We start from the raw sequence: 25849 nt of genomic DNA on the forward strand, positions 1-25849 counted from the left end.
TAGGGATATCCGCATGAAATCGTTTCGCTCCACCGTGCTGAGCGCGGTGCTTGGTGCATTGCTGTGCACCGCGCCACTGCTGACTGCCCAGGCCAAGACCCCGAACGATCAACTGATCGTCGGCATGAGCATGGCCAACCTGTTTTCCATCGACCCGGCGAATGCACCGGGGCTCGATGCCTCGGGTATCAACGCCAACCTCTACGACACCCTGGTGCTGCGCAAGGATGGCAGCCCGGACGAGCACGTGCCGCAACTGGCCGAGCGTTGGGAGGTCAGCGAGGACGGTCGGCGGCTGACCTTTCACCTGCGAGGCGACGCGCGCTTTCACTCCGGCAACCCGGTGACCGCCGAAGACGTGGCCTGGTCGCTGTACCGCGTACTCAAGCTCAATTTCGGCCTGGCCACCACCTGGAAAGCCTACGGCTACAGCCTGGACAACATCGAGCAACTGATTCGTGCCGAGAACGATTCGACGTTGATCATCGAGCTGCCGCAGCCGACCGACCCCCTGCTGATGATCGACACCCTGGCCACCTCGCCCAGCGCCGTGGTGCTGGACCGCAAGACCGTGCTCGAACACGACAAGAATGGCGACCTGGGCGCCGCCTGGCTGGTGACCAACGAAGCCGGCAGCGGCCCGTTCACCCTCAGCTCCTGGCGCGCCAACGACACCCTGGTGATGAGCGCATTCGCCGATTACTGGGCCGGCCCTAGCAAGCTCAAGCGCGTGCTGATCCGCCACATCACCGAGTCGCAATCGCTGCGCCTGATGCTGGAACGGGGTGATCTGGACATGGGCTACGGCATGGCGGCCTCCGACGTACAGGCCCTGGCCGCCAAGGGCGAGATGCACATTCAGACCCTGCCGCGCGGCACCATGTATTACGTGGCGATGAGCATGAAGTCGGCGCCGTTCGACGACATCCGCGTGCGCAAGGCGGTGCGCTCGCTGATCGATTACCAGGGCCTGGACAAGGTGGTGATGCCTTATTACGGCAAGCTCAACCAGCAGCCCATGCAGCTGGGCCTGGAAGCGCGCCTGCCCGACCCCGGCTACAAGCTCGATGTCGAGGCGGCCAAGGCACTGCTGGCCGAGGCTGGCCACCCGCAGGGCTTCAAGACCACCATCCGCACCCTGGCCGAGCCGCCGTTCGTGAATATCGCCTCCAGCCTGCAGTCGACCCTGGCCCAGGCCGGCATCCAGGCAAGCATCATCACCGGCACCGGCAACCAGGTGTACGGCGCAATGCGTGCGCGCAACTTCGAGATCATCGTCGCCCGCGGTGCCGAACGCTATCCGCACCCGTACTTCAGCCTGCGCACCTTCGTTTACAACCCGAACAACCGCGATGACGCCGGTATCGCCAACTTCCAGGGATGGCGCGCAGCCTTTCAGGACGACGAACTCAACAGCCTGATCGACAAACTCGGCGTGGAACGCGACGAAGCCGCCAAGCTGAGCATGTACCACCGCGTGCAGCAGCGTTACGACCAGCTGGTGGGACCGATCATGATGATTTCGCAGATGACCGATCCAGTGGTCAGCGCTGCCGACGTCAAGGGATTCCAGGGAGCCGACGCCGAGGCGACGCGTTACCTGGGTGTGTACAAGCAGCGTTGAGTGAGCGGGCGCGGCAGCGCGCCCGGTACCGAGCGAACCGAGTTAGAGGAGGCATACGATGATTGCCAACATCTCTTCATCTTCATCCATCAAGCGGGCGAACGGGCGGGCGCCGGTCTCCGCGTTCCAGGCGTTCTGCCTCAGCAGCGCAAGGGTACTGCAGCACCTGCTGCGCAATCCCATGACGCTGATGGGCTCCAGTGTGGTGGCGCTGCTGCTCCTGGTGGCGGCGTTCGCGCCGTGGATCGCCACCCACGACCCCATCGTGCAGAACCTCAGCAATGCCCTGCAGGCGCCGAGCGCGGCACATTGGTTCGGCACCGACGAGTATGGCCGCGACGTGTTCAGCCGGCTGGTCTACGGCTCGCGCATCACCCTGTACATCATCGGTCTGGTGACCGTCATCGTCGGGCCGATCGGCCTGCTGGTCGGTACCGTTTCCGGTTACTTCGGCGGCTTCGTCGACGCGCTGTTCATGCGCATCACCGACATCTTCATCTCGTTCCCCAGCCTGGTGCTGGCACTGGCCTTCATCGCAGCCCTTGGCCCAGGCCTGGAGCACGCGGTGATCGCCATCGCGCTGACTTCCTGGCCGCCCATTGCGCGTCTGGCACGGGCGGAAACCCTGTCGCTGCGCAACGCCGATTTCGTGGTCGCGGTCCAGCTGCAGGGCGCCTCGTCGTCGCGCATCATCCTGCGCCACATCATGCCGATGTGCATGTCCTCGGTGATCATCCGCCTGACCATGAACATGGCCAGCATCATCCTCACCGCCGCCGCGCTGGGCTTTCTCGGCCTGGGGGCGCAGGCGCCGCTGCCGGAGTGGGGCGCGATGATCTCCACCGGGCGTCGCTACATGCTCGAATGCTGGTGGCTGGTAGCCGTACCGGGGGCGACCATCATGCTGGTCAGCCTGGCGTTCAACCTGTTGGGTGACGGTCTGCGCGACGTCCTCGATCCGCGCAGCGAATAAGGAGGCCCCATGTCCGCCATCAAACTGGAAGTAGACGATCTCTGCGTACGCTTCACCAGCGGCCGCAAGGAAGTCGATGCGGTACGCAACGTGTCCTTCAGCCTGGGCCGCGAGAAGCTGGCCATCGTCGGCGAATCCGGCTCGGGCAAGTCCACCGTGGGGCGCAGCCTGCTGCGCCTGCACCCGGCCAGCGCGCGGATCACCGCGAACACCATGCGCCTGGGCGATGTCGACCTGCTCACCGCCAGCGAAAAGCAGGTACAGGCCATTCGCGGCAAGCGCATCTCGATGATCATGCAGGACCCCAAGTACTCGCTCAACCCGGTGGTGCGGGTTGGCGAGCAGATCGCCGAGGCCTACCTCGCCCACCACCGTGCCAGCCGCAGCGACGCCCGCGAGCGGGTGCTGGACATGCTCGACAAGGTACACATTCGTGACCCCAAACGGGTCTACGGGCTGTACCCCCACGAGGTGTCGGGCGGCATGGCGCAGCGCATCATGATCGCCATGATGGTGATCACCGACCCCGACATCATCGTCGCCGATGAGCCGACCTCGGCGCTGGACGTCTCGGTACGTCGCCAGGTGCTCAACGTCCTCGACGAGCTGGTCAGCCAGCGCGACCTGGGCCTGATCCTGATCAGCCACGACCTCAACATGGTGCGCAGTTTCTGCGACCGCGTGCTGGTGATGTACGCCGGCCGCGTGGTCGAGTCGCTGGACGCCGCCGACCTGGACAACGCCAGGCATCCCTATACCCAGGGCCTGCTGGCCGCGTTGCCGAACATCGACAAACCCCGTCCGCGCCTGCCCAACCTGCAGCGCGATCCCCTCTGGCTGACCCATTGAGTACGCACCCATGGCCATGATCGAAGTGGAATCACTCAATCTCAGTTTCGGCGCCAGTGCGGCGCGCAACCAGGTGCTCTACGACGTCGCCCTGCGCGTCGAAGAGGGCGAGTCGTTCGGCCTGGTCGGCGAGTCCGGCTCCGGCAAGACCACGGTGCTGCGCTGCCTCGCCGGGCAGTACCGGCACTGGGAAGGTCAGTTGAGCATCGCCGGGCGAGGTCTGCGCCACAAACTGGACATGGCGCATTTCCGTCAGGTGCAGATGGTCTTCCAGGACCCCTACGGCTCGCTGCACCCGCGGCACACCATCGACTCGGCGCTGAGCGAGCCGCTCAGCGTGCACGGCATCGGTGATCGCGGTGATCGGGTCACCTCGATCCTCAACAAGGTCGGCCTCAACGACAGCTTCCGCTATCGCTACCCCCACCAGTTGTCTGGTGGTCAGCGTCAGCGTGTGGCCATCGCCCGGGCGCTGATCCTCGAGCCGCGGGTGCTGCTGCTCGACGAACCGACCTCCGCGCTCGATGTGTCGGTGCAGGCGGAGATCCTCAACCTGCTGTCCGACCTGCGCGAGCAGGAGGGGCTGACCTACCTGCTGGTGACGCACGACCTGGGCGTGGTCGCCCACCTCTGTGACCGCGTGGCGGTGATGCAACATGGGCGCATCGTCGAGACCCTCGACACCGCGCTGCTGGCGCAGAACCGGGCCGAGCACGCGTACACCCAGTTGCTGGTCGATGCCAGCCGCGACATCGGTGCCGTCGCACCACCCTGATGCGCCTGAGCGCTCAGGTGAAAACCTGACGCTCACCACCACGCGTTAGCGCGAGCTCTCCTGCCAATGTTGAAACGGGCTTCCAGGCCCGTGGCACAGACTCGCCTGCGCGGTGGCAACCCTGTGATTCGAACATGCGGACAAAGCGCTGCAGGGCGGCGCTTTGCCCAAAAACCGGGCAACACAAACTCAACCCATAGAAAACAATAAGAAGGTCACGATGAACAAGAAAACTCTCACCCTGCGCCTGCTCGCCTGCCTGCTGTCCACTGCCGCCGCGGGCAGCGCACTGGCCGACAGTGCCTCGATCAACTACCGCCACTCGTTTCTCGACGACGACAGCCTGCATTCCGACCGGGTCAAGCTGTCCTACCGCATGGACAACGGCTGGGGCTTCGAGGGCGAGCTGAAGTACCGCACCGCCGGTGATCGCAAGGACGTCGCCTTCGACAACACGGTGTCCAGCGGCCACGAACTGACCACCAGCTACCAGTACAAATACAGCCCGGTGTCGACCTGGCAGCCGGCAGTCCAGCTGGACAGCAACGAGAACGGCACCACCTACAAGTTCGGCCTCAAGTACACCCGCAAACTGAGCGATCAGTTCTACGTCTCCGCGCGCTACCGCTTCGATGCCCTGAAGCTGAACCGTGACCGCATCGACGAAGACGTGCCGGATCGTGGCTCCGACAACCGCAACACCCAGCGCTACGAGGGCTGGCTCGGCTACACCCCGGCGGGCAAGCTATCCTACGAATACCAGTACATCTATTTCGATACCGACTACATCCGCTACGACAACAAGAAGAGCGACTACGAGCAGAACCTGATCGTCAAATACAAATGGGACAAGGCGTGGGCGCCGTTCATCGAAATCGGTGACGTGCGCGTCAGCGCCACCGAAGATGACCGCCAGACGCGTTTGCGGATCGGCGTGCAGTACAACTTCATGTAAAGGGAACAACGCCTGGGCATGTCTGACGGACCCAAGAGCTTTGCATCGAACGATGCAGAGTTCGAGGCGTCCGTTTTGCGTTTTCTGCCGCGAGATCGTCACGCCTTTAGGAGCGTCGCCCCGGCGCGAAAGATCGCAGCCATACCGCGAGGCCGGCATCGATCACGCCATTCGCCGCGAGGTCGCGACTTCTACGACGGATGGGGGGATGCCCGCTACGCTTAGGAGCGTCGCCCCCGGCGCGAAAAATCGCAGCCATACCGCGAGGCCGGCATCGATCACGCTATTCGCCGCCAGGTCGCGACTTCTACGACGGATGGGGGGATGCCCGCTACGCGTAGGAGAACATACAAGCGTCACCCCCGGCGCGAAAGATCGCAGCCATACCGCGAGGCCGGCATCGATCACGCCATTCGCCGCGAGGTCGCGACTCCTACGACGGATGGGGGGAATGCCCGCTACGCGTAGGAGCGTCGCCCCCGGCGCGAAAGATCGCAGCCATACCGCGAGGCCGGCATCGATCACGCCATTCGCCGCGAGGTCGCGACTCCTACGACGGATGGGGGATGCCCGCTACGCGTAGGAGCGTCGCCCCCGGCGCGAAAGATCGCAGCCATACCGCGAGGCCGGCATCGATCACGCCATTCGCCGCGAGGGCGCGACTCCTACGACGGATGGGGGGAATGCCCGCTACGCGTAGGAGCGTCGCCCCCGGCGCGATGCGAAGGTCGCCGTGCCCTGGTATCGAATGAGCCCACTGTATTCGCTGCAGGGGCTAGATTCTGGCTAAACCGCGCTTCGTGCGACAGGCCGCCATGGCGTAGCGGCCAGTCAGGTCCGGCGTTGCGCCCTCAGCAGGCGCTCACGGCTGTTGATCAGGTGCAGCAACATGGCGGAACGCGCGCAGTCGACATCGCCGCGGGCGATGGACTCATAGATCATCTCGTGCTCCAGGCTCAGGTTCTCCTTGTAGGTTTCGCCGTCCTCGTGGGCCTTGTAGGCCGAGTTGAACTTGTTGCGCGGAATCTGCTTGGCACCCAGGTGCTTCATGATATCGAGCAGGTGAGGATTATCAGCTGCTTTGGCGATCTTGATATGGAACTGAAAATCCGCGCTGATCGGCAAGCCGGCCGGCAACTGCACGGCGCCCTGCTGCAGGGCATCCAGTGCGACGCGAATCTCCTGCAATGACTCCGGCGTGCGCCTTTGCGCAGCCAGCCCCACCGCTGCGACCTCCAGGCTCATGCGCAGCTCCAGCAGCTCCAGCACGTCTTCTGCCGTGCTGATGGTCGCCGGGCCAAGCTGCAGCTCCGGTGCCGCCGGCATGTCGCACACGAAGGTACCCACGCCGCGGCGGGTTTCCACCAGGCCCGCCACCTGCAGGCGAGACAGCGCATCACGCACCACCGTCCGGCTCACCCCCTCGGCCCTCATGATATCCAGCTCGGCCGGCAGCTTCTCGCCACGCTTGAGCGTACCGTCACGCATATGCTGGGAAATCTTCGCCACCAGGTCTTCGGCCAGGCGGCTGCGCTGCTTACGCGGGGGAAGCGACCAAATCGGGTTGTCCTGCATCATCGATCCGTTGTTGTTTCGTTATCGGCATACGACCCCAATACTGGCGATTTGGTCGCATCGAATGACAGGAGGAGATAGTAGCAGTAGTGGGGGCGTACAGCTTCAGAGAGTTGAAGTGGCGCGTTATTCGAAGGTGTAGTGCAAACGCGTTATGGCGGATTTCAGGCTGCTGGTAGCTGGCGGTATTGGCTGCATTGCAATCGAAGCAGACAACGGGCATGGCAGCTGTAATAGCGGCGCATGCCCGTCTGGTTACCTGCTGTTATTCAACGTCTCCAACAGTCAGCCGGTGTTCCTGCGCTGGAGCCCTTCACGCCCTTGTCCGTAAGCGTCAGGTTGCCGCACTTGTCATTAGCCATGGAGTTACTGGCAGTGGCGGTCAGGGTATAGCTGAAGTCGGTAACGGCCGACAGCGCCAGCCCATAGTTTTCCGTCGCCCCGTCCTTCGGGGCTTTTGCGAAAGGCAGGTCCGGTCCGGTGTTTGCAGCTCTCGTGTATTTGCCATTAGCGGTGTAGTAGCGCTCCATGAAATGCGACAGCTCCATCAATGCAGCCTGGGCATCGGCTCGCTTGCTCTTGCGCACATGTTCCTGATAGGAGGGATAGGCAATGGCCGCAAGGATGCCGATGACGGCAACTACGATCATCATTTCAATGAGAGTGAAACCGCTTGCCCGGTTGTGGTAACGCAGTTTTGCTCGACAATTTTTCATAACACTACCTATCGATTAACTTCACGCCACGATACGCGCCCGAAAGAGCGCGCCAAAGGGTCAGTGGGAGAGCAGAAGGGTTCGCCGCCAGCAGAGCCGGAGAAGCATATCAGGTCGTCACCGCTTTCTGAGCCATCGCCGGATCCATCAAAGAAGGTCGGAGTCTTAATGGCACCATATTGTGGATTTTGTATCCCTGAGTATGGAATTTTATTCCCATCTCCGTCCGTATAATAGTCGCCCTCACCCAACTGTCCGTTACCGTTTGCATCGAAATACGTTTGCGTCAAGCGCCCACCGCTAAAGACATCAAGAGCCATGACCCAGCTGCTCCCTCCCCCCTTGCATGGATCCGAGGATGGAGTAAGTGTACTGAAAACAACGGCGCCGTTTCTCAGCACTGGCCGTGAAACAACTCGCTCACCAGTCAGGGTGCTTGAGCCACCTTCAGCTTGCTTCCACAGCAGGTCCAAATACCAACCTTTAGTATTTGCCCCGAGCGTGGTCTGGCTAACGGCGCGCCCCAAATTTGTATTGGATGCGGTGCGCTGGTTAATGATTTTCTGTTCTTGCAAAGCGGAGCGGCTAATCGGTTCGCCTTTGTCTATCAGCCCGTAGAAAGATTCTATTCTCTGATTTTGTTGTAGGTCGGTATCTGTTGCTTGATAAAAACTGCCTGTGCCAAATAACACCAGCGCAGAGCCGTCTTTATTTAAAGCTGCCGAGAGTGGGGCTGTGATCGGCTGAGGGTTGCCGCTTTCATCGGCTGCTATGAACAGGGGTGAAATGGTACCTTCGCTCTTCAAGCCGGCAGGCGCATCCCAGTTCGAGGGCTCTGTTGCATTTATGTCTAAGCGCCAAAGTTTGCCAGTGGTATCGCCTACATAAATACGATCGGCGATTCGATCATTGTTGAGATCAATTGCAAGAGGTTCACCCAGGCCGCCACTGGTCGTGAGGCTAAATTTCTTGATGACCGAACCGTCTGCAGCGTCCAGTACCCAGACCTGCCCGCTGCTAACCGTTGTGTCAACAAAGCCACTGCTGACGATCACCCCGAATTTGCCGTTGGCAAGCGCAACGATTTTTGGTTGTTGAATCGGATACCCCATGTCAGGGGCGGTAAACTCCCACAATACGCTGCTCGACCCCATGCTTGCTGGGTTGGTAACGTCTAGTGCAAAGACACTCTTTCCTCCGGCTCCGGTGGTGCCTACCGCAATGGTTTTCCAATCACTATTTATCCATACATCAGAAAATGCCGGCGTACCGTCAACATAGTAGCGGTGCGTGTACGCCGGGTCAGTCAGGGCATAGAGGGAGCCCAAGACACTCCTTGGAACATAGGCAAAGAGCTCACTGCCACCACTATTGCCCAGGCTGGCGTTAAATATATGTAGCATGCCATCGTTGGCACCCACTGCGACAATGGGGGTTCGGTTCTGGTAGGCGGTGCTACTGCGGAATGATTGGTAGCGGCTCCCAGCAGTGGCCCATGCTTCGCCACTCAGAAGGTTGTAACCGAAATCCTGCTTGTGAATGTACTGGGGGTCCGAATTGACAATGTCGCCCAGTCGACTCGCACGTTCGCGGAAGGGGCGACTCGGATTGCTTGAGTTTCTTTCTTGGGAGCGATCACCACGAAGGTAAGCCAGTCTGGAAGCACCTACCGTATCATCGACTGCGTTACCGCCAGTGCCCGATGATTTCAGCAAGGTTCTTGCGTTATCGTCCAGTCCAGTCCAAGTAAAGGCTCGGCTGCTAGTAGCAGTGGAATAGCTGTTGTTACTTCTCCCGGTTAAAGCGGTACTGGTAAAAATGCTGCGGGTGGTGTCCGCAGTCAATGCATCCAATTTGGAAGCAGCACTCCAGGTAGGATTAGGTTCTACCGCGTTGGGTCCTGTTACAGTCTTGGCTACCAAGTCTCCGCTCCATTTCGCAGGGTCATATAGCGATTGGAATACGGCACTGCCGGTGTCTAGCTGAGTGGAGTTGGTGGCCAGGGAGGTAGTTGTAGAGCTGCGCGTTTCCTGGGCAATCTTTGCAAATGCCTGCTTGAGGCTGTTCACCATGTTTTGTGCATCACTGGCGACGAAGAAATTATCTGGGCGCTTGTCGCCGGTGCTGAGGTACTGGCCTGTTGTCCACCACATTGCATCGGTGATGCTCGCTCCCGTTGTGTCTGCGGAGTAGGGCTGGAAATTATTGGGAACGGTAAATCCACCGTACTTGGCGGCGAGCCAGTATTGATTAAATGCCCTGGATGCGAGCGTCTGGTTCTCCCGGACGTCTACCCAATAGGTAGACAATGTTTGCGTGCCTGACTTGTCTGTGCGCAAGTCTTTGGTGTGTGAATCATATGCGAGGCCAGCGATATACGCCGAGTTAAAGCGGCCCGTGTAAGATTCCGCGCTTTGATTCAGGTTTACCCCCTCAAGAGCACCAACTTTAGCAGTCGCAGCGACCACGTCAACGGTGGTGTCATTCGCTACTTCAGTCGGTTTTGATGGTTCTCCAGTGCTGCTCGTAGCGCCCGGGAGGTTCTTATCCCGGTGGGTGTTAACATCGCCAATACCCAATACCACATTTTTCTGGCAGGAATAAGTAATTGGGTCGTTCCATTGCGTGATTACCGGGAACCCATCCGCAGTTTTATAGTTCTCGGCTGTATTATCGGTGAGATTGGAGTAGCTGCGGACATTTCCTTGATTTTTGAAGTAACGTACGGCTGTGTAATAAAGCTCGCTGACCGGATCCAAGCTCTTGTGATTCCGATCCGACATCGAGCCAAATTTATTTAGATAATTAATTACGCCACTGTCAATGATGCCATTGCCCGTTGCGGTTGCGTCATTCGGGTTAGGATTTTTGACGAGTACTCCATCCGTTGCGCTCCATTCTTTGTTGGTGTTGTTCGCCCCGCCGTCGCCAAGCGTTGGACCAATATATTTTTGATTGGCGCGTAGAACCCCCCCATCTCTTCCGTTGCTGGAGTCGTTGAGGTAGCTGAATGCACTGTAGCGCAACTTTCCTGCATATTGTTGAAGAAGGCCTTGAGGCTTGTAGTTATTACCGTAACGTTCGCAATTTGCTTCAACTCCACCAGCACCGGAGCTAGGGTCACATACCTTTACGCGAAGCTTTACCCGGAAAACACTTTTGACTTGCAGTAGGGGTATGTAGGCGGTAACAAGACGGTTGCTGTTAAACTGTCTCTGAAGATTAGGCTGGTAATCGATCCACTCTTGTGTTTTCTCACCTGTTGATCCAAATCCTCCAATTCCGTCCCGCCAGTTTGAGAACAACATGTCATAGTTAAGGCCTTGAAGGCGGATGTGAAAATTACCCCAGTCTGGTCCTGCCGGTGTCGCCCCTGTGATTTCCGCTTGGGGCAAAATACCCTGCCGGTTGTCTTGAATATCTTCCATCCTATTGCCAGCCCCGGATTGACCGTCATGCCTGGCTTTTTGTAGCACCGTTAGGGCTGCCGTATCGCGATACCTATGCCCCCCCGTCAGGGCGCTACGAAACGGGTCGATGGTCGGGGTCGCTGCCCAATTGAGGAAGTTGCCACTCCATTCCTTTTTTGAGCTGCCGACGTTGCATTTACGATTAACCGCCGCACCGTTCGGGTAGAACCACGTGTCGTCGGTGTTGCTGTCGTCGTATTTGTAGAGATAACATTTGGCTGAGTCAAAATAGCCAGTGTAATTAACGTTTGAGCTGTAGTTTCCCAAATTTGCGACGGAAAGGATCGTTGGCCACTCTACTGATGGAACTAGAGCCAAGCTTCCTGGCACATTCTCAGCCGGTAGCAGTAGTGGCGCTTGCGCAATCGCTGCACTTGCTTGTGTTGCCGGAAAAATAAGTCCGAATGTCAGTATGAAGGTAAGTGCAGCCCTGGCCGTAGGAGTGGCCTCGGAGAGGCAGTAGAAACGATTAAGCTTTAACATGCTGTCAGCGCCTATATATGGAGCGTAATTCGACTTTAGATGCCCAGTTGGTTGCGTCGTTTTTTGTAGTGCCGAGGCCTTCGGCTTCTATCCTAATTACGCTTGAACTGATAGGCGCTCCGGCTTGTAGTGAGTCGCCTGCTTTTACAATGCTTATTCCTGGCAGCGGGGTGATCTTGTAGCGTGGTGTGCCCAGGCCTGTCAGTGCGGTGCCGCCCGCCCATGCGGGCGCCGTGGTGTAGTTTTGCCAATAAGTTCGAGATTCCGCTTGAATAACGGCTTCCGCTTGTCTCATGGCCGTTTCTGATGCTTGAAAAGCTAGACTTTCATCTCTGCTATTCCCTGCCATTCGCTCTTGCAGTGTTGTCCCGCGGATACTGCTGAGGCCTATAACTGTAAGCAGCAATAGCATTACAAGCGCGACAATCAGAATTGCGCCACCTTGATGTTTTTTCATGCTGAAAATTTTCATGGCAGTCTGTTTCGTATCCCGATAGTGGATGTAAATTCTCGTACGGTCGGATTGCTTGCCTCGAGACTGGATGCTTTTAGGGTTACCTGCACGGAAACCACTGCTTCCCAATTAGTGATGTTTTGGGCATCGACGTAATCACCTGTCACTTGGCCGTAAATATCACCAGCTGCATACTTGACTTGCAGGTCTGTAACGCCGGTCATTAGTTCTGCCGCAGCAGGTGACGGGTCTGCATAATTAATCCGCTTGAGCGCCGCGCCCTCTATGTAGTAAGCAACGCTTTGATACTGCAGTATTTCTGAGGCTGTGGGGTAAATGCGTGGGAAGGCTTGTGCCGATGTCAGTGCTGATGCGGTATCCGCTGAACTATTTTTGAAAAGATCGCAGCTCACCGGATCGGAAACAACGACATAACTATTTTGTTTAAGCCCGGTCGCGGCGGTTGTGGTCAAGCGGTCCGCTGCGGTTGCGGATAGCGTCAGTCCAGTGTTGCCAGCGGCATGTTTCAATAGTATTGCGTCGGTTCCTGGATCCCGGGTTCCAGTAAACCAGGCGGGCGAGCTTTGGCTGCTATCTATGCCGTACAGCCCGGTGTCCAGAGTATAGGGCACGCTTGTGCTACCGCTTACATTGTTAATGCTACTCAGGCATTCTCCTTTGTAGGCCGCGTTCCGAATGTCATAGCCCAGAAACGTTATGCCGAAACGACCATTTTCCTGAACTCGAGAAAGTGCTTCGGTAGACGTGTAGGTTTGTTTGCTGGAAAGAAATATTTGCATAACGCCGAGCATCAACAGCAAACTAAGTGCCATCGCAATCATCAGCTCGACAAGAGAAAGCCCTCTTTGCCACTTGGCTGTACTGGTATTCATATTTCTGCCCTGTAGACAAAGGTTGCCGTGCCATCTGCAGTTTCTGAACTTCCGTCAGACTTTTTTATACTGCCGCGGCTATCGTCCCAGCTAATCGTCACTGTAAAAATTCGAGTCGAATCATTACGCTCTATGCGAGCTTTTCCGCTGGGCAGTTTTGCCACTTGGGTAAGCCATTCGCTGAGGTCTTTATCGGCACGTGTCGCGGTGCTGCCATGTGCGCTCTTTAATTCGCTTAGGTTGTAGCCATCGGCGATAGCAACGATGCGATTAGCCCGCATACGATCAATAATGTCGTTAGATAATATTGTTGCTTGAGAACGGTAGAACGCGCCCTGGTTGCTCTGGATACTGGTTGCCTGCAAACCGGCCAGGCCGAGAAGGCCGATGGACAGGATGACCATGGCTACCAGCACTTCGATCAGCGTGGCGCCTTTCTGTGTATGCGTTGTGCGGGTCATTAGCAGTCGACCTTCGCAAGTGTGGACGTGCCTATCAAACTCACGGTAAGCGTACGCTTCTGCGGGCCCGAGCAGCTTGGCGTATTGACTGCGAAGTTCGACGCATTGGTTACCATGCCGTTAGATTTGAAAGTCAGGCCGGTGTTAGGTCCAGCTACAACAAGGCCGGTGACGGCGTCCCATACCTTTATTACCGTAGTGCCGGACAGGATCAGCCAGCCTGCGGCCCAGTCCGCCGAGTTGTCGCAAGCGTCCCCGGCAGCGTTTCTTCTGCAAATCACCACGTTGCTGCGCCGTTTTACGGCCTCGGAGCGCGCAAGCTGGATAGCGCCCTGCAGCTCATTCGTCATCGCCAGGGTGCGATTTTCTCTCAGCATATTGCTGAAAGAGGGCACTGCGATGCTGATGACAATCGCCAGCACGGCAATCGTCACCATCAATTCGATCAGGGTGAAACCTCGGGTAAAGCGCATGGGCAGTCTCGCTGGTATTGGCCAGCGAATAGTCGCAAGTTGGCGTTTGGCCATACAGGGGGGGAGATGTTCGGTTGCTTTCTGCCACCCAGCGGTTGACTACTCGCAGCTGGAGTTGTCGTCTGGCGTATCGAGGCGCGTTCGGCCGGCGACGTTCACCACGATGCTGCGCACCGCGGTGGTTTCTCTGCAAAGGGTGAAGGTGCCGTTGAGGCTGTGGGTCAGCCCGCTCGACGTGAAGGCAATGTGATTGCGCTGACGGAAGTTCGACCAATTCCAGCTGTAAGCGGAGGCGATCTGCAAGGTGCGCAGAATAGGTTCGCCTTCGTCGATGCGCCCATTGTGGTTGTGATCGGCGAAGATGATCAGCTGGTTTTGCCAGCGTCGCGTGCCGCACTCATCGATACCGTCGCATAGGCTGACGGTGGTGCGCCGGGTTACCGCTTCACTGCGCGAGTAGTGCAGCGCGGCGAGCATCTCGTTCACGTGAGTGGTTTGCTGAGTTCGCTGCACGTGCCCGCTGAAGCTCGGCACTGCGACGGCCATCAATACTGCCAGCACGGTGAGAGTTACCAGCAGCTCCACCAGGCCGAGTCCCTTCTGCTGATCTCTCTGCATGGTGCACCTCCCTATGCGCGTATGATTGATGGCCTTCCTGGCTGCCTTTCCTGTTTACACCCTGCGGTGTTGCTGTCAAGGCGTGCTGTTCATGCGATGGGGTGAGTTGTGCGTTCGGATGTGATCGTTATCGGCGGTGGGGTGATCGGGTTGTTGTCGGCGTACCTGCTGGCGGGCGCGGGTATGAGGGTCATTTTGCTGGAGCGCGGTCCGCTCGGAGGGGAGGCTTCCTGGGCGGGTGGCGGAATTGTTTCGCCGCTTTACCCTTGGCGTTACAGCCGGGCGGTAACGGCGCTGGCCCATTGGTCTCAGGATTACTACCCAGGCTTTGCGCAGCAGTTGCTGGAGCGGACCGGCCTCGATCCTGAAGTACACGTCACCGGGTTGTATTGGCTGGACCTCGACGATCAGGCCGAGGCGCTGGCCTGGGCGCAGCGCGAGCGGCGTGCGCTGTGCGAGGTGCCCGTCGCTTCGGCGTATGCGGCGGTACCGTCCCTGGGGCCAGGCTTCGAGCGGGCGATCCATATGTCCGGCGTCGCCAATGTACGTAACCCGCGGCTGGTGAAGGCGCTGCGCGCGGCGCTGCAGGGCATGCCACTGGTCTCGTTGCGCGAGTACGACGCGGTGACAGGCTTCGTTCATGATGGAGCGAGAGTTCGCGGGGTACGCACGACCGATGGCGAGTTGCTGGCCGATCAGGTCGTCGTTGCAGCCGGCGCCTGGAGTGGCAAGGTGCTACGGGGCCTTGGCCTTGCGTTGCCGGTAGAGCCGGTAAAGGGGCAGATGATCCTGTTCAAGTGCGCGCAGGATTTCCTGCCGAGCATGGTGCTGGCCAAGGGGCGCTATGCGATCCCGCGACGCGACGGTCATGTCCTGGTGGGCAGCACCCTGGAACATGCCGGGTTCGACAAGACGCCGACCGAGGACGCGCTAGCCAGTTTGCGGGCGTCGGCGGAGGAACTGCTGCCGGCACTGAAAGATGCCGAGGTGGTCGGGCATTGGGCTGGCTTGCGGCCCGGTTCGCCCGAGGGCATTCCGTTCATTGGCGAGGTGCCGGGCTACCAGGGGCTGTGGCTGAACTGCGGGCATTACCGCAACGGCCTGGTACTGGCGCCGGCGTCCTGCCAGTTGCTGGCGGATCTGATGCTTGGGCGTGAGCCGATCATCGATCCAGCGCCTTATGCGCCGGCACTACGTTTATAAGCGTTGGCGGAGGTCAGTGAAGCAGACCGCAGGATTTCACTCTATGGGCTGGCGGTATCTGAATCATTTCCGCTATCGACAGTGGGCAACTGCTCAAGCAATTCCGGTAGCGCCGTTCGTACCGTTTCCCAAACGATGTCGAGATTGATATCAAAGTAACCATGGGCGATGCGGTTGCGCATGCCTCGCATGTTTCGCCATGGAATTTGAGAGTTTTCGTTCACAAATTGGCTATGACTATCGATTAGCTTGTTACAGCTTCACCGATAATGGTGAGATTCATGATTACCGCTTGCTGAGTGCGCCTATCGGTACCGAAATCGTCTTTATCCAGACCCTCGACGAAGCTGCATGCATCTCTTGCAGCCTGTTGCATGTGGCTGAGATAGTCGTCCAGACGATACTTTTTCAAATCAACTGCGCCTCCGACAGCACCTGTTCGCGGAAGCTGACGGGCAAGTCGCCGGGGGTTAGCAGGTCTACGTGAACACCTAGAATCTCTTCCAGTTCAGCCTGCAAGCCACCGAGGTCGAATAGGGTTGCTCCAGGGAGAGTGTCCACTAGCAGGTCGAGATCACTGCCCTCCTGATCGGTACCGTGCAGTACTGAACCGAATACCCGTGGGTTTGCCGCGCGAAATCGGCTGGTCGCTTCGCGAATGGCGGCTCGTTTTAGATCAAGTGCTAGCGACGGTTTCACGCGATTTCTCCATGAACTCGAGTGAGGGAATCCTAGCACAGGCTCATTCACATGGCGGCCTGCGGGCAGACTCAGTCGATCCCCAGCTTCTTCAGCCGATAGCGCATCGAGCGGAAGCTCAAACCCAGGCGCTGCGCGGCGGCGGTGCGGTTCCAGCGGGTTTCCTCGAGTGCCTGCATGATCAGTTTGCGCTCGACGTCCTCGAGGTAGTCCTCGATGTTGTCGATCTGCGCCAGGCTGGCATCGCCATTCTCGCCCGCCGGGGCAGCATCGGCCAGGCGCAGGTCGTGGGCGCAGATCACGTCGCCTTCGCACAGGGTGTAGGCGCGCTCCAGCATGTTTTCCAGCTCGCGCACGTTGCCGGGGAATCGGTAACTCTTGAGCTTGTCCATGGCCGGGCCATCGAGTTTCACGGGCGGCAGGCCGATGCCTTCGTTGAGGCGCTTGAGCATCACGTCGGCCAGCAGCGGGATGTCCTCGCGGCGTTCGCGCAGGGGCGGCACGCGCAGCTCGATGACGTTGAGGCGGTAATACAGATCCTGGCGGAAGCGCCCGGCCGCCACTTCGGCGGCCAGGTCCTTGTGGGTGGCGCACAGGATGCGCGTGTCGACCACCACTTCCTGCTGGCCGCCGACGCTGCGAATGGCTTTTTCCTGGATCGCGCGCAGCAGCTTGACCTGCATGGTCAGCGGCAGGTCGGCGACTTCGTCGAGGAACAGGCTGCCGCCGTGGGCAGCCTGAAACAGGCCCTGCTTGTCTTCGATGGCACCCGTGAAGCTGCCTTTCTTGTGGCCGAAGAACTCGCTTTCCATCAGCTCCGAAGGAATGGCACCGCAGTTGACCGGCACGAACGCGCGTTCGCGCCGCGGCCCCTGCTCGTGGATCAGCCGGGCGACCAGCTCCTTGCCGCTGCCGGATTCACCGCTGATGTACACCGGCGCCTGGCTGCGGGCGAGTTTCTGGATCTGCCCACGCAGGGCGCGCATCGGCGGCGACTCGCCGAGCAGGCGGCTGGCGCCTGGCGCGGCGTCATCGTCCGTGGTGCCCAGGCGCAGGGCGGTGGCCACCAGCTCGCGCAGGCGACCGAGATCGACCGGTTTGGTGAGAAAGTCGAAAGCGCCTGCCTTGAGGGCGTTGATCGCCGTGTCCACGCTGCCGAACGCGGTGATCATCGCCACCGGCGTCTGCGGGTAGCGCTGCTGGATGTGCTGCACGATGTCCAGGCCCGTGCCATCGGGCAGGCGCATGTCCGTCAGGCACAGGTCAAACGGCTCCTTGGCGAGCCATTCACGCGCTTCCTTGACGTTGCGCGCGCTGCGCGTGTCGAGCTTCATGCGCCCGAGGGTGATCTCCAGCAGTTCGCGGATATCGGGTTCGTCGTCGACGATCAGGGCTCTCTGGCGATTCATCGGTCGTTCAGCTCATTTTTCGCGGATGCGCGAAGGTAATACGGAAGCATGCACCACCGCCTTCGCGTGGTTGATAGTGAAGATGAGCCTGGTTGCTTTCGCAAAGCTCGCGGGAAATATACAGGCCCAGGCCGGTGCCTTTGTTTTCGGTGGTGTAGAAAGGTTCGAAGATGTGATGCAGTTGGTCCGCTGCGATGCCTGGGCCGTCATCGAGCACCTCGAGTACGGGCAAATCGTTGCGCGGGTCACGAAACAGTTTCAGCCATACCTGGCCCTGGGGGTTGAGCTTGGCACTGTAGCGCAGGCCGTTCTGCACCAGGTTGGTGATCACCTGCGTGAGCTGGTTGGGGTCCATGCGGGTCTGGATGCTGCTGCCTTCGATAGCCAGGTGAAGCACCTTCGAGGGCGCCGCGGTGGTGCGAAACTCGGCGGCGAAGCGATGCAGCCAGTACTTGAGGTCCAGCAGCTGCGGCTCTGCCTGGCGGCGGCGTGACAACTGCAGGACGTTCTCGATGATCAGGTTCATCCGCCTGGAGTGATCCTGAATGATCTGCGCCAGGCGCAGGTCGGGGCCCTGCAGGTCTTCGGACTCCTGCAGCAGCTGGGCGGCGTGGCTGATGGCGCCCAGCGGGTTGCGGATCTCGTGGGCGATGCCCGCGGTGAGGCGGCCAAGGGCGACCAGTTTGAGTTGCTGGGCCTGCTGGGCGATCTGCGAGATGTCGTCGAGCAGGATCAGCGTGTGGCGCTGCCCCCCTCGCTGCAGCGCGATGAAGCTGGGTTGCAGGGTCGGGCCGTCCGCGAGTGCCTGCAGGCTCGCCGGGCGCAGGCTGGAATTCTCCTGCCAGTGCTGCAACCGTTTGACCAGTACGGTGCAGTGCGGGTCGAGAATCTTGCCCGCCAGGTGCTCCTGGCCCAGCAGGCCGAGCGCCGCCTGGTTGGCGAGCAGCACGCGATGCTGTTCGTCGATGACCAGGATGCCGGTGCGCATGCGCTGCAGGATGAGGTTGTTCAGGGCTTCCAGGTCGGCCACGTCGGCGGCGCGCTGCGCAGCGAGAATTTCACTGGCCTGCAGGCGCCGCGTTACCCCCTGCACGAACAATGCGGCGGCGAAGCACAGCCCGCCCAGCGCGCCGGCCTGCAGATACTGGCTGCTGGCTTGGGGGTGGCTGAGGCTCAGGTAGAAGGTCAGGTAGATGAGACCGATCGCCGCGCTCGCTGCGATCAGCACGCCGACCCGGCCGCGCAGCAGGATATTGGCGATTGCCACGGCGACGATCAGCAGGTTGCCGATGCCACTGGGCGTTCCGCCGCCAGCGTAGAAAAGGGCCGAGAGCAGGATGACATCGACCAGCGCGACGCCGAACACCTGAATCAGGCTGCGTGGGCTGTGGATGATCAGCGCCACGAAAATATTAAGGATCAGGTAAAGCCAGCTGGCGGCGCGAAACAACGGTGCATGAGCCAGTTCGAGCAGTTCGGCGTCCAGATCCGCCGATACCAGCCCGACCAGCAGAACGCCGATCAGCAATCGATAGAGGTGGTACAGCCTGAAGATGCGGCGGCCTTGAAGACCGCTGAGGGCCAGTGCTTCAGCGGTCACCGGGCTTGCGGCCTTGTTCGAGGTGGGCCTGGCTGCAGTACCAGCGCTGGGCCAGCTGCACGGCATGCTGTTGTGGCGTATGCACGCCACAATGGGCGCAGCGCACCATGGGTGCCGGCGCGTCTGCCGGCGGCGGTGCCTGGCGACGACGTGCTGCACTGAAATAACGGCGCCACACCCAGATGGCGGCGAAAATGATGGCAACCCAGAACAGCAGGCGGAACAGGCCCATGGCGCTCTCTTCGTATGAGGAATGCGCCAGTTTAGCTAAGGAAGGGGTGAGCGGACAGTTGCTTGATCAGCGTTTTTACCGAGCCGAAACGCAAGATGCCAGTCTGTTGACTGGCACCTGGGTTTGGCATGGCGTGCCAATCAGTCGAACAGGCCGAAGGTCATGTAGCTGAACCAGGAGCGCTTGCTGCCCTGAGGCTCTTCGCTTTGCTCGCTCTGGTTCTCCGGTTTCAGTTCGGCGGGGATCTGATCCGAGGCTTCTTCGTACTGACGAATCACGTCCTGGGCCGCCTGGGTCTGGCTCGGCGGTGGCGGGGCATCGCTTTCGATCAGGCCGAGCGTGGCCTTGGCCAGCCAGGAGCGGTTGTCGGCGTCTTCTTCGCGAGGTTCGAACTCACCGCTGGCCAGGCTCGGATGGTCGGGGTAGTTGAGCTTCAGGGTTTCCAGGCTGGTGGCGGCCAGGTCGTCCAGGGTCAGGCGCTGGTAGGCCTCGACCATCACTGCCAGGCCGTCGCCCACCGATGGGGTTTCCTGGAAGTTTTCCACCACGTAGCGGCCACGGTTGGCGGCGGCGACATAGGCCTGACGGCTCAGGTAGTAGTGGGCAACGTGAATCTCATAGGCGGCCAGCAGGTTACGCAGGTAGATCATGCGCTGTTTGGCATCCGGCGCGTAACGGCTGTTCGGGTAACGGCTGGTGAGCTGGGCAAACTCGTTGTAGGAGTCGCGAGCGGCACCCGGGTCACGCTTGGTCATGTCCAGTGGCAGGAAGCGCGCGACGATACCGCGGTCCTGGTCGAACGAGGCCAGGCCCTTGAGGTAGTAGGCGTAGTCGACGTTCGGGTGCTGCGGGTGCAGGCGAATGAAGCGCTCGGCAGCGGAGCGTGCGGCTTCCGGCTCGGCGTTCTTGTAGTTGGCGTAGATCAGTTCGAGCTGCGACTGCTCGGCATAGCGGCCGAACGGGTAGCGCGACTCCAGGGCCTTGAGCTTGGTCACGGCGCTGGTGTAGCTGCCGTTGTCCAGATCTTCCTGAGCCTGCTGATAGAGTTCGGCCTCGCTGAGGTTCTCATCCAGGACTTCCTTGGACGAGCAGGCGGCGGTGAGTGCGAGGATGGCGATCAGCAGCAGGTGTTTCACTTGCATGGCGGCTTGCGTCCCTGGGACGGCGGCTGTCTTGGGCAGGGCCGTCCTGTTATGATGAGCGCCCCCGGTACCCCTGGGGCAAAGACGCCGTATTTAACCACAAGCGTGTAGCCGAAACCAAAGGCTATGCCCCCGCCGTTGCCGAGCATGTCATCTATTAATAAGCAGGCCATTCAGTTATCCGCCGAGGTGCCCTACGATCTGGGCGGTCAACGCCTCGACCAAGTCGCCGCCCAGCTGTTCGCCGAGCACTCGCGCTCGCGCCTGTCCGGCTGGATCAAGGAGGGCAACCTGACCGTCGATGGTCAGGTGCTGCGCCCCCGCGACATCGTTCACGGCGGTGCCGTGCTGGCTCTTTGTGCCGAGCAGGAAGCCCAGGGCGAATGGATCGCCCAGGACATCGAGCTCAATATCGTCTACGAGGACGAGCAGATCCTGGTGATCGACAAGCCGGCTGGCCTGGTCGTGCATCCGGCTGCGGGGCATGCCGACGGCACCCTGCTCAATGCGCTGCTGCATCACGTGCCGGATATCGTCAACGTACCGCGGGCCGGTATCGTGCATCGCCTGGACAAGGACACCACCGGTCTGATGGTGGTGGCCAAGACCATCGAAGCGCAGACCCGCCTGGTCGATCAGTTGCAGAAGCGCTCCGTGAGCCGGATCTACGAGTGCATCGTGATCGGCGTGATCACCTCTGGCGGCAAGATCAACGCGCCGATCGGCCGCAGCTCTTCCCAGCGCCAGCGCATGGCGGTGACCGATGGCGGCAAGCCCGCGGTCAGCCATTACCGCGTGCTGGAGCGCTTCCGCTCGCACACCCATTCTCGGGTCAAGCTGGAAACCGGGCGTACACACCAGATTCGCGTGCACATGAGCCACATCGGCTACCCGCTGGTCGGTGACCCGGTGTATGCCGGGCGTTTTCGCATCCCGCCGGCTGCCAGCCAGACCATGGTGCAGAGCCTCAAGGAGTTCCCGCGCCAGGCGTTGCATGCGCGCTTCCTCGAGCTGGATCACCCGATCACCGGCGAGCGAATGAAGTGGCAATCGCCGCTGCCTGATGATTTCGTCTGGTTGCTGACGCTGCTGCGCCAGGATCGCGAGGCGTTCATTGGATGAGTGACAAGGCCCATGACTGGCTGACGCCGCACTGGCCCGCACCCGACTGGGTACGCGCCTGCGTGACCACCCGTGCTGGCGGTGTAAGCGCGGCGCCCTACGACAGTTTCAACCTCGCCGCGCATGTCGAGGATGACCCGGCTGCCGTGGCCAAGAATCGCCAGCGGCTGCTTAGCCAGTTGGGCTGCCGCCCGGCCTGGCTGCAGCAGGTGCACGGCATCGCCGTGGCGCAGGCTGATCCCGAATGCGTCGAAGAGGCCGATGCCAGCTGGACGGCGACGCCGGGTGTCGCCTGCACGGTGATGACCGCCGATTGCCTGCCGGCCTTGTTCTGCGACCGCGCCGGTACCCGTGTGGCAGCCGCTCATGCCGGCTGGCGGGGCCTGGCCAATGGCGTACTGGAAGCGACGCTGGACGCTCTGGCGGCGGAGCCCCAGGACACCCTCGTGTGGCTGGGACCGGCGATTGGTCCGCAGGCATTCGAGGTGGGCGCAGAGGTGCGCGAGGCGTTCGTCAGCCAGCATGCCCAGGCCGCCAGCGCCTTCGTGCCAAGCGACAACCATGGGCGCTTCATGGCGGATATCTACCAACTGGCGCGTATCCGCCTGGCCGCGCGCGGCATCACCGCCGTGTATGGCGGCGGGTTTTGCACCGTCAACGACGAACGCTTTTACTCCTATCGCCGCGCAGCACAGACCGGCCGCTTCGCCTCGCTGATCTGGCTGGCAGACCGCTAGGCTGCTTCCTGGCGACCAGCAGCGATTTACAGGGCATGCGCGCGAGCCGCGCCCCTGGAGAATGGTGCTCACATCGCAGATTCCGCTGGGCGGCAGCCATCGCATTCGCGCCGGGGGCGACGCTCCTACGCGAGTGGTGGTGGTGCCGCAATCCATTGTAGGAGCCGCGACCCCGCGGCGAATGGCGGCCGTTACGCGATGGCGCGGCACGGCTGCAATCGTTCGTGCCGGGGGCGGCGCTCCTGCGCGAGTGGTCGTGTGCCGCAATCCATTGTAGGAGCCGCGACCCCGCGGCGAATGGCGGCCGTTACGCGATTGCGCGGCACGGCTGCAACATTTCGCGCTGGGGGCGACGCTCCTACGCGAGTGGTGGTGGCGCGATCCATTGTAGGAGCCGCGACCCCGCGGCGAATGGCGGCCGTTACGCGATTGCGCGGCACGGCTGCAACATTTCGCGCCGGGGGCGCCGCTCCTACGGGATCTGGCGGCGATTTCTGAAGCCGTTGTAGGAGCTGCGACCCCGCAGCGAATAGTGCTTGCAGCGCAGGTTCTGCCGGGCGGCCGCCATCGCATTCGCGCCGAGGCTTCTGCCAGGCGGGGAATGCAGGTAATGGCCACTTGGCAGGTCGATTGCCTGGCTGCGCTCAGCCGTCAGGCGCTGCCTTGCTGACCCTTATCAAAACCCCCTCGCTTGAAACCCGCATAATCGGCCTCATCTATGCTCCATCTCGGCAGGTTTTAAGTTCAGGCGCATGCACCGCGCCGGCCTGCCCTACACAGGAAGGATGACGCCATGCGAATCGACCGTTTGACCAGCAAGTTGCAGCTTGCCCTTTCCGACGCCCAATCCCTGGCCGTCGGCCACGACCATTCCGCCATCGAACCGCTGCACCTGATGCAGGCGCTGCTCGACCAACAGGGCGGCTCCATTCGGCCGCTGCTGATGCAGGTCGGCTTCGACGTGAACGGCCTGCGCCAAGCGTTGAGCAAGGAGCTCGACCACCTGGCGAAAATTCAGAACCCCACCGGCGACGTGAGCCTGTCCCAGGATCTGGCGCGCCTGCTCAACCAGGCCGACCGCCTGTCCCAGCAGAAGGGCGATCAATTTATATCCAGCGAACTGGTGCTGCTTGCCGCCATGGACGAGAACACCAAGCTGGGCAAATTGCTGCTTGCCCAGGGAGTCAGCCGCAAGGCGCTGGAGAACGCGGTGAACAACCTGCGCGGCGGCGATGCGGTCAATGACCCGAACATCGAGGAATCGCGCCAGGCCCTCGACAAGTACACCGTGGACCTGACCAAGCGTGCCGAAGAAGGCAAGCTCGATCCGGTGATCGGCCGTGATGACGAGATCCGCCGGACCATCCAGGTGCTGCAGCGCCGCACCAAGAACAACCCGGTGCTGATCGGCGAGCCGGGCGTGGGCAAGACCGCCATCGCCGAAGGCCTGGCCCAGCGCATCGTCAACGGCGAGGTGCCGGATGGCCTGAAGGACAAGCGCCTGCTGTCCCTGGACATGGGCTCGCTGATCGCCGGTGCCAAGTTCCGCGGTGAGTTCGAGGAGCGCCTCAAGGCGGTGCTCAACGAACTGTCCAAACAGGAAGGCCGCATCATTCTGTTCATCGACGAGTTGCACACCATGGTCGGCGCCGGCAAGGCCGAGGGCGCCATGGATGCGGGCAACATGCTCAAGCCGTCCCTGGCCCGAGGCGAGCTGCATTGTGTGGGCGCGACCACGCTGAATGAGTACCGCCAGTTCATCGAGAAGGACGCGGCGCTGGAGCGGCGCTTCCAGAAAGTGCTGGTCGATGAACCGAGCGAGGAAGACACCATCGCCATCCTGCGTGGCCTCAAGGAGCGCTATGAGGTGCACCACAAGGTGGCGATCACCGATGGTGCGATCATCGCCGCGGCCAAGCTCAGCCACCGCTACATCACCGACCGCCAGCTGCCGGACAAGGCCATCGACCTGATCGACGAAGCGGCCAGTCGCATCCGCATGGAAATCGACTCCAAGCCGGAGGTGCTCGACCGGCTGGACCGCCGCCTGATCCAACTCAAGGTGGAAGCCCAGGCCCTGAAGAAGGAGGAGGACGAGGCGGCCAAGAAGCGCTTCGCCAAGCTGCAGGACGACATCGCCAAGCTGGAGAAGGAGTATTCCGACCTGGATGAAATCTGGAAGTCGGAAAAGGCCGAGGTGCAGGGTTCGGCGCAGATCCAGCAGAAGATCGAACAGTCGCGCACCGAGCTGGAAGCGGCGCGCCGCAAGGGCGACCTGAACCGCATGGCCGAGCTGCAGTACGGGATCATTCCGGACCTGGAGCGCAGCCTGCAGATGGTCGACCAGCACGGCAAGACCGAAAATCAGTTGCTGCGCAGCAAGGTGACCGAGGAAGAAATTGCCGAAGTCGTTTCCAAGTGGACCGGTATCCCGGTGTCGAAGATGCTCGAGGGCGAGCGCGACAAATTGCTGAAGATGGAAGGGCTGCTGCACCAGCGCGTCATTGGCCAGGACGAGGCGGTGGTCGCGGTGTCCAACGCCGTGCGCCGCTCGCGTGCCGGCCTCGCCGACCCGAACCGGCCGAGCGGCTCGTTCCTGTTCCTCGGTCCGACCGGGGTCGGCAAGACCGAGCTGTGCAAGGCGCTGGCCGAGTTCCTGTTCGACACCGAGGACGCGCTGGTGCGCATCGATATGTCCGAGTTCATGGAGAAACATTCCGTGGCTCGGCTGATCGGCGCCCCACCGGGTTATGTCGGCTACGAAGAAGGCGGCTACCTGACCGAAGCGGTGCGCCGCAAGCCGTATTCGGTGGTGCTTCTGGATGAGGTCGAGAAGGCCCACCCGGACGTTTTCAACGTGCTGCTGCAGGTACTCGAGGATGGCCGCCTGACCGACAGCCATGGCCGTACCGTGGACTTCAAGAACACGGTGATCGTGATGACGTCCAACCTCGGTTCGGCGCAGATCCAGGAGCTGGTCGGTGATCGCGAGGCGCAGCGTGCAGCGGTGATGGACGCGGTGGGCAGCCACTTCCGCCCAGAGTTCGTCAACCGTATCGACGAGGTGGTGGTGTTCGAGCCGCTGGCCCGTGAGCAGATCGCCGGTATCGCGCGCATCCAGCTGTCACGCCTGCTGCAGCGCCTCGCCGAGCGTGAGCTGACGCTGGAGCTGTCCGATGAGGCGATGGACAAGCTGATCGCCGTCGGATACGACCCGGTGTATGGTGCGCGCCCGTTGAAGCGGGCGATCCAACGCTGGATCGAGAACCCGCTGGCGCAGATGATCCTGGCCGGCAAGTTCAACCCCGGCAGCACGGTGAACGGCAGGGTCGAAAACGACGAAATCGTCTTTGCCTAACGCCAGCAACTGCAGCAAAACGAACGGC

The 25849-nt window shown here is 60.8% G+C and carries 24 protein-coding genes; 9 read left to right on the forward strand and 15 right to left on the reverse strand.

Features of this window, described 5'->3' with window-relative positions; translation table 11 throughout:
• The first annotated feature begins 13 nt into the window (after window positions 1–13).
• From ACZ0AV_RS17345 to ACZ0AV_RS17365, 5 genes are all read left to right on the forward strand, one after another.
• Entirely contained in the window at window positions 14–1624 is a 1611-nt protein-coding gene (locus tag ACZ0AV_RS17345; protein ID WP_499152173.1) for an ABC transporter substrate-binding protein, read from the forward strand.
• 58 nt (window positions 1625–1682) lie between these two features.
• On the forward strand, window positions 1683–2597 hold the full coding sequence (locus ACZ0AV_RS17350) for an ABC transporter permease (protein ID WP_499152174.1): 915 nt from the start codon (window positions 1683–1685) through the stop codon (window positions 2595–2597).
• Between the two features lie 9 nt (window positions 2598–2606).
• On the forward strand, window positions 2607–3446 hold the full coding sequence (locus ACZ0AV_RS17355; protein ID WP_499152175.1) for an ABC transporter ATP-binding protein: 840 nt from the start codon (window positions 2607–2609) through the stop codon (window positions 3444–3446).
• 10 nt (window positions 3447–3456) lie between these two features.
• A complete protein-coding gene (locus ACZ0AV_RS17360) occupies window positions 3457–4221 on the forward strand; it encodes an ABC transporter ATP-binding protein (RefSeq protein WP_499152176.1) in 765 nt (254 codons plus the stop codon).
• 220 nt (window positions 4222–4441) lie between these two features.
• A complete protein-coding gene (locus ACZ0AV_RS17365) occupies window positions 4442–5176 on the forward strand; it encodes an oligogalacturonate-specific porin KdgM family protein (protein ID WP_499152177.1) in 735 nt (244 codons plus the stop codon).
• An 831-nt stretch (window positions 5177–6007) separates the two neighbouring features.
• Here ACZ0AV_RS17365 and ACZ0AV_RS17370 read toward each other — a convergent pair.
• From ACZ0AV_RS17370 to ACZ0AV_RS17405, 8 genes are all read right to left on the reverse strand, one after another.
• On the reverse strand, window positions 6008–6751 hold the full coding sequence (locus tag ACZ0AV_RS17370) for a FadR/GntR family transcriptional regulator (protein ID WP_499152178.1): 744 nt from the start codon (window positions 6749–6751) through the stop codon (window positions 6008–6010).
• 269 nt (window positions 6752–7020) lie between these two features.
• Window positions 7021–7467, reverse strand: a complete 447-nt coding sequence (locus tag ACZ0AV_RS17375; RefSeq protein ID WP_499152179.1) for a type IV pilin protein — start codon at window positions 7465–7467, stop codon at window positions 7021–7023.
• Between the two features lie 8 nt (window positions 7468–7475).
• Window positions 7476–11420, reverse strand: a complete 3945-nt coding sequence (locus ACZ0AV_RS17380) for a pilus assembly protein (RefSeq protein ID WP_499152180.1) — start codon at window positions 11418–11420, stop codon at window positions 7476–7478.
• Window positions 11421–11424: 4 nt separating this feature from the next.
• Window positions 11425–11892 (reverse strand): pilus assembly PilX family protein, encoded by a 468-nt coding sequence (locus ACZ0AV_RS17385; protein WP_499152181.1) that lies wholly within the window; start codon window positions 11890–11892, stop codon window positions 11425–11427.
• Window positions 11889–12767, reverse strand: coding sequence for a PilW family protein (locus tag ACZ0AV_RS17390; RefSeq protein WP_499152182.1), 879 nt, complete (start codon window positions 12765–12767; stop codon window positions 11889–11891). Before ACZ0AV_RS17390 ends, ACZ0AV_RS17385 begins: the two co-directional genes overlap by 4 nt.
• On the reverse strand, window positions 12764–13228 hold the full coding sequence (gene pilV / locus ACZ0AV_RS17395; protein ID WP_499152183.1) for a type IV pilus modification protein PilV: 465 nt from the start codon (window positions 13226–13228) through the stop codon (window positions 12764–12766). Before pilV ends, ACZ0AV_RS17390 begins: the two co-directional genes overlap by 4 nt.
• Window positions 13228–13701: a GspH/FimT family pseudopilin gene (locus ACZ0AV_RS17400; RefSeq protein ID WP_499152184.1), complete on the reverse strand. Its 474-nt coding sequence runs from the start codon at window positions 13699–13701 to the stop codon at window positions 13228–13230. Before ACZ0AV_RS17400 ends, pilV begins: the two co-directional genes overlap by 1 nt.
• Before the next feature lie 99 nt (window positions 13702–13800).
• Window positions 13801–14319: a GspH/FimT family pseudopilin gene (locus tag ACZ0AV_RS17405; protein ID WP_499152185.1), complete on the reverse strand. Its 519-nt coding sequence runs from the start codon at window positions 14317–14319 to the stop codon at window positions 13801–13803.
• Window positions 14320–14439: 120 nt separating this feature from the next.
• On the opposite strand from ACZ0AV_RS17405, the gene thiO reads away from it, so the two are divergent.
• Window positions 14440–15522, forward strand: a complete 1083-nt coding sequence (gene thiO, locus ACZ0AV_RS17410) for a glycine oxidase ThiO (RefSeq protein ID WP_499152186.1) — start codon at window positions 14440–14442, stop codon at window positions 15520–15522.
• 41 nt (window positions 15523–15563) lie between these two features.
• Here the strand turns inward: thiO and ACZ0AV_RS17415 are convergent, their stop codons facing one another.
• The 7 genes from ACZ0AV_RS17415 to ACZ0AV_RS17445 all read right to left on the reverse strand — a co-directional run bounded on the left by ACZ0AV_RS17415 (window position 15564) and on the right by ACZ0AV_RS17445 (window position 20604).
• A complete protein-coding gene (locus tag ACZ0AV_RS17415; protein WP_499152187.1) occupies window positions 15564–15704 on the reverse strand; it encodes a HepT-like ribonuclease domain-containing protein in 141 nt (46 codons plus the stop codon).
• Between the two features lie 62 nt (window positions 15705–15766).
• Window positions 15767–15898 (reverse strand): HepT-like ribonuclease domain-containing protein, encoded by a 132-nt coding sequence (locus ACZ0AV_RS17420; RefSeq protein ID WP_499153386.1) that lies wholly within the window; start codon window positions 15896–15898, stop codon window positions 15767–15769.
• Window positions 15899–15930: 32 nt separating this feature from the next.
• Complete coding sequence (locus ACZ0AV_RS17425) at window positions 15931–16221, reverse strand: nucleotidyltransferase family protein (protein ID WP_499152188.1); 291 nt, start codon at window positions 16219–16221, stop codon at window positions 15931–15933.
• A gap of 71 nt (window positions 16222–16292) precedes the next feature.
• Window positions 16293–17630 carry a sigma-54-dependent transcriptional regulator gene (locus ACZ0AV_RS17430; protein ID WP_499152189.1) on the reverse strand — a complete coding sequence of 446 codons (1338 nt, stop codon included), beginning with the start codon at window positions 17628–17630 and terminating at the stop codon, window positions 16293–16295.
• A gap of 7 nt (window positions 17631–17637) precedes the next feature.
• A complete protein-coding gene (locus ACZ0AV_RS17435) occupies window positions 17638–19230 on the reverse strand; it encodes a sensor histidine kinase (protein ID WP_499152190.1) in 1593 nt (530 codons plus the stop codon).
• The gene (locus tag ACZ0AV_RS17440; RefSeq protein WP_499152191.1) at window positions 19220–19462 is read right to left on the reverse strand and encodes a PP0621 family protein; all 243 of its coding nucleotides are present in this window, start codon (window positions 19460–19462) and stop codon (window positions 19220–19222) included. The genes ACZ0AV_RS17435 and ACZ0AV_RS17440 overlap by 11 nt, the downstream gene beginning before the upstream one ends.
• Window positions 19463–19602: 140 nt before the next feature.
• Entirely contained in the window at window positions 19603–20604 is a 1002-nt protein-coding gene (locus ACZ0AV_RS17445; protein WP_499152192.1) for an outer membrane protein assembly factor BamD, read from the reverse strand.
• A gap of 147 nt (window positions 20605–20751) precedes the next feature.
• On the opposite strand from ACZ0AV_RS17445, the gene rluD reads away from it, so the two are divergent.
• The 3 genes from rluD (at window position 20752) to clpB (ending at window position 25821) form a co-directional block, all read left to right on the forward strand.
• Window positions 20752–21726, forward strand: a complete 975-nt coding sequence (rluD, locus tag ACZ0AV_RS17450; protein WP_499152193.1) for a 23S rRNA pseudouridine(1911/1915/1917) synthase RluD — start codon at window positions 20752–20754, stop codon at window positions 21724–21726.
• Window positions 21723–22463, forward strand: coding sequence for a peptidoglycan editing factor PgeF (gene pgeF / locus ACZ0AV_RS17455; protein WP_499152194.1), 741 nt, complete (start codon window positions 21723–21725; stop codon window positions 22461–22463). The genes rluD and pgeF overlap by 4 nt, the downstream gene beginning before the upstream one ends.
• 793 nt (window positions 22464–23256) lie before the next feature.
• The gene (gene clpB, locus ACZ0AV_RS17460) at window positions 23257–25821 is read left to right on the forward strand and encodes an ATP-dependent chaperone ClpB (protein ID WP_499152195.1); all 2565 of its coding nucleotides are present in this window, start codon (window positions 23257–23259) and stop codon (window positions 25819–25821) included.
• The last annotated feature ends 28 nt before the right edge of the window (window positions 25822–25849 follow it).

It is taken from the genome of Pseudomonas sp. AC532 (assembly GCF_979258965.1).

Bases quoted from the DNA above. Each gene is read 5' to 3' on its own strand.
- ACZ0AV_RS17345 (WP_499152173.1), top strand. From the start codon at position 14: ATGAAATCGTTTCGCTCCACCGTGCTGAGCGCGGTGCTTGGTGCATTG.
- ACZ0AV_RS17350 (WP_499152174.1), top strand. From the start codon at position 1,683: ATGATTGCCAACATCTCTTCATCTTCATCCATCAAGCGGGCGAACGGG.
- ACZ0AV_RS17355 (WP_499152175.1), top strand. From the start codon at position 2,607: ATGTCCGCCATCAAACTGGAAGTAGACGATCTCTGCGTACGCTTCACC.
- ACZ0AV_RS17360 (WP_499152176.1), top strand. From the start codon at position 3,457: ATGGCCATGATCGAAGTGGAATCACTCAATCTCAGTTTCGGCGCCAGT.
- ACZ0AV_RS17365 (WP_499152177.1), top strand. From the start codon at position 4,442: ATGAACAAGAAAACTCTCACCCTGCGCCTGCTCGCCTGCCTGCTGTCC.
- ACZ0AV_RS17370 (WP_499152178.1), bottom strand. From the start codon at position 6,751: ATGCAGGACAACCCGATTTGGTCGCTTCCCCCGCGTAAGCAGCGCAGC.
- ACZ0AV_RS17375 (WP_499152179.1), bottom strand. From the start codon at position 7,467: ATGAAAAATTGTCGAGCAAAACTGCGTTACCACAACCGGGCAAGCGGT.
- ACZ0AV_RS17380 (WP_499152180.1), bottom strand. From the start codon at position 11,420: ATGTTAAAGCTTAATCGTTTCTACTGCCTCTCCGAGGCCACTCCTACG.
- ACZ0AV_RS17385 (WP_499152181.1), bottom strand. From the start codon at position 11,892: ATGAAAATTTTCAGCATGAAAAAACATCAAGGTGGCGCAATTCTGATT.
- ACZ0AV_RS17390 (WP_499152182.1), bottom strand. From the start codon at position 12,767: ATGAATACCAGTACAGCCAAGTGGCAAAGAGGGCTTTCTCTTGTCGAG.
- pilV (WP_499152183.1), bottom strand. From the start codon at position 13,228: ATGACCCGCACAACGCATACACAGAAAGGCGCCACGCTGATCGAAGTG.
- ACZ0AV_RS17400 (WP_499152184.1), bottom strand. From the start codon at position 13,701: ATGCGCTTTACCCGAGGTTTCACCCTGATCGAATTGATGGTGACGATT.
- ACZ0AV_RS17405 (WP_499152185.1), bottom strand. From the start codon at position 14,319: ATGCAGAGAGATCAGCAGAAGGGACTCGGCCTGGTGGAGCTGCTGGTA.
- ACZ0AV_RS17415 (WP_499152187.1), bottom strand. From the start codon at position 15,704: ATGCGCAACCGCATCGCCCATGGTTACTTTGATATCAATCTCGACATC.
- ACZ0AV_RS17420 (WP_499153386.1), bottom strand. From the start codon at position 15,898: ATGCAACAGGCTGCAAGAGATGCATGCAGCTTCGTCGAGGGTCTGGAT.
- ACZ0AV_RS17430 (WP_499152189.1), bottom strand. From the start codon at position 17,630: ATGAATCGCCAGAGAGCCCTGATCGTCGACGACGAACCCGATATCCGC.
- ACZ0AV_RS17440 (WP_499152191.1), bottom strand. From the start codon at position 19,462: ATGGGCCTGTTCCGCCTGCTGTTCTGGGTTGCCATCATTTTCGCCGCC.
- ACZ0AV_RS17445 (WP_499152192.1), bottom strand. From the start codon at position 20,604: ATGCAAGTGAAACACCTGCTGCTGATCGCCATCCTCGCACTCACCGCC.
- rluD (WP_499152193.1), top strand. From the start codon at position 20,752: ATGTCATCTATTAATAAGCAGGCCATTCAGTTATCCGCCGAGGTGCCC.
- pgeF (WP_499152194.1), top strand. From the start codon at position 21,723: ATGAGTGACAAGGCCCATGACTGGCTGACGCCGCACTGGCCCGCACCC.
- clpB (WP_499152195.1), top strand. From the start codon at position 23,257: ATGCGAATCGACCGTTTGACCAGCAAGTTGCAGCTTGCCCTTTCCGAC.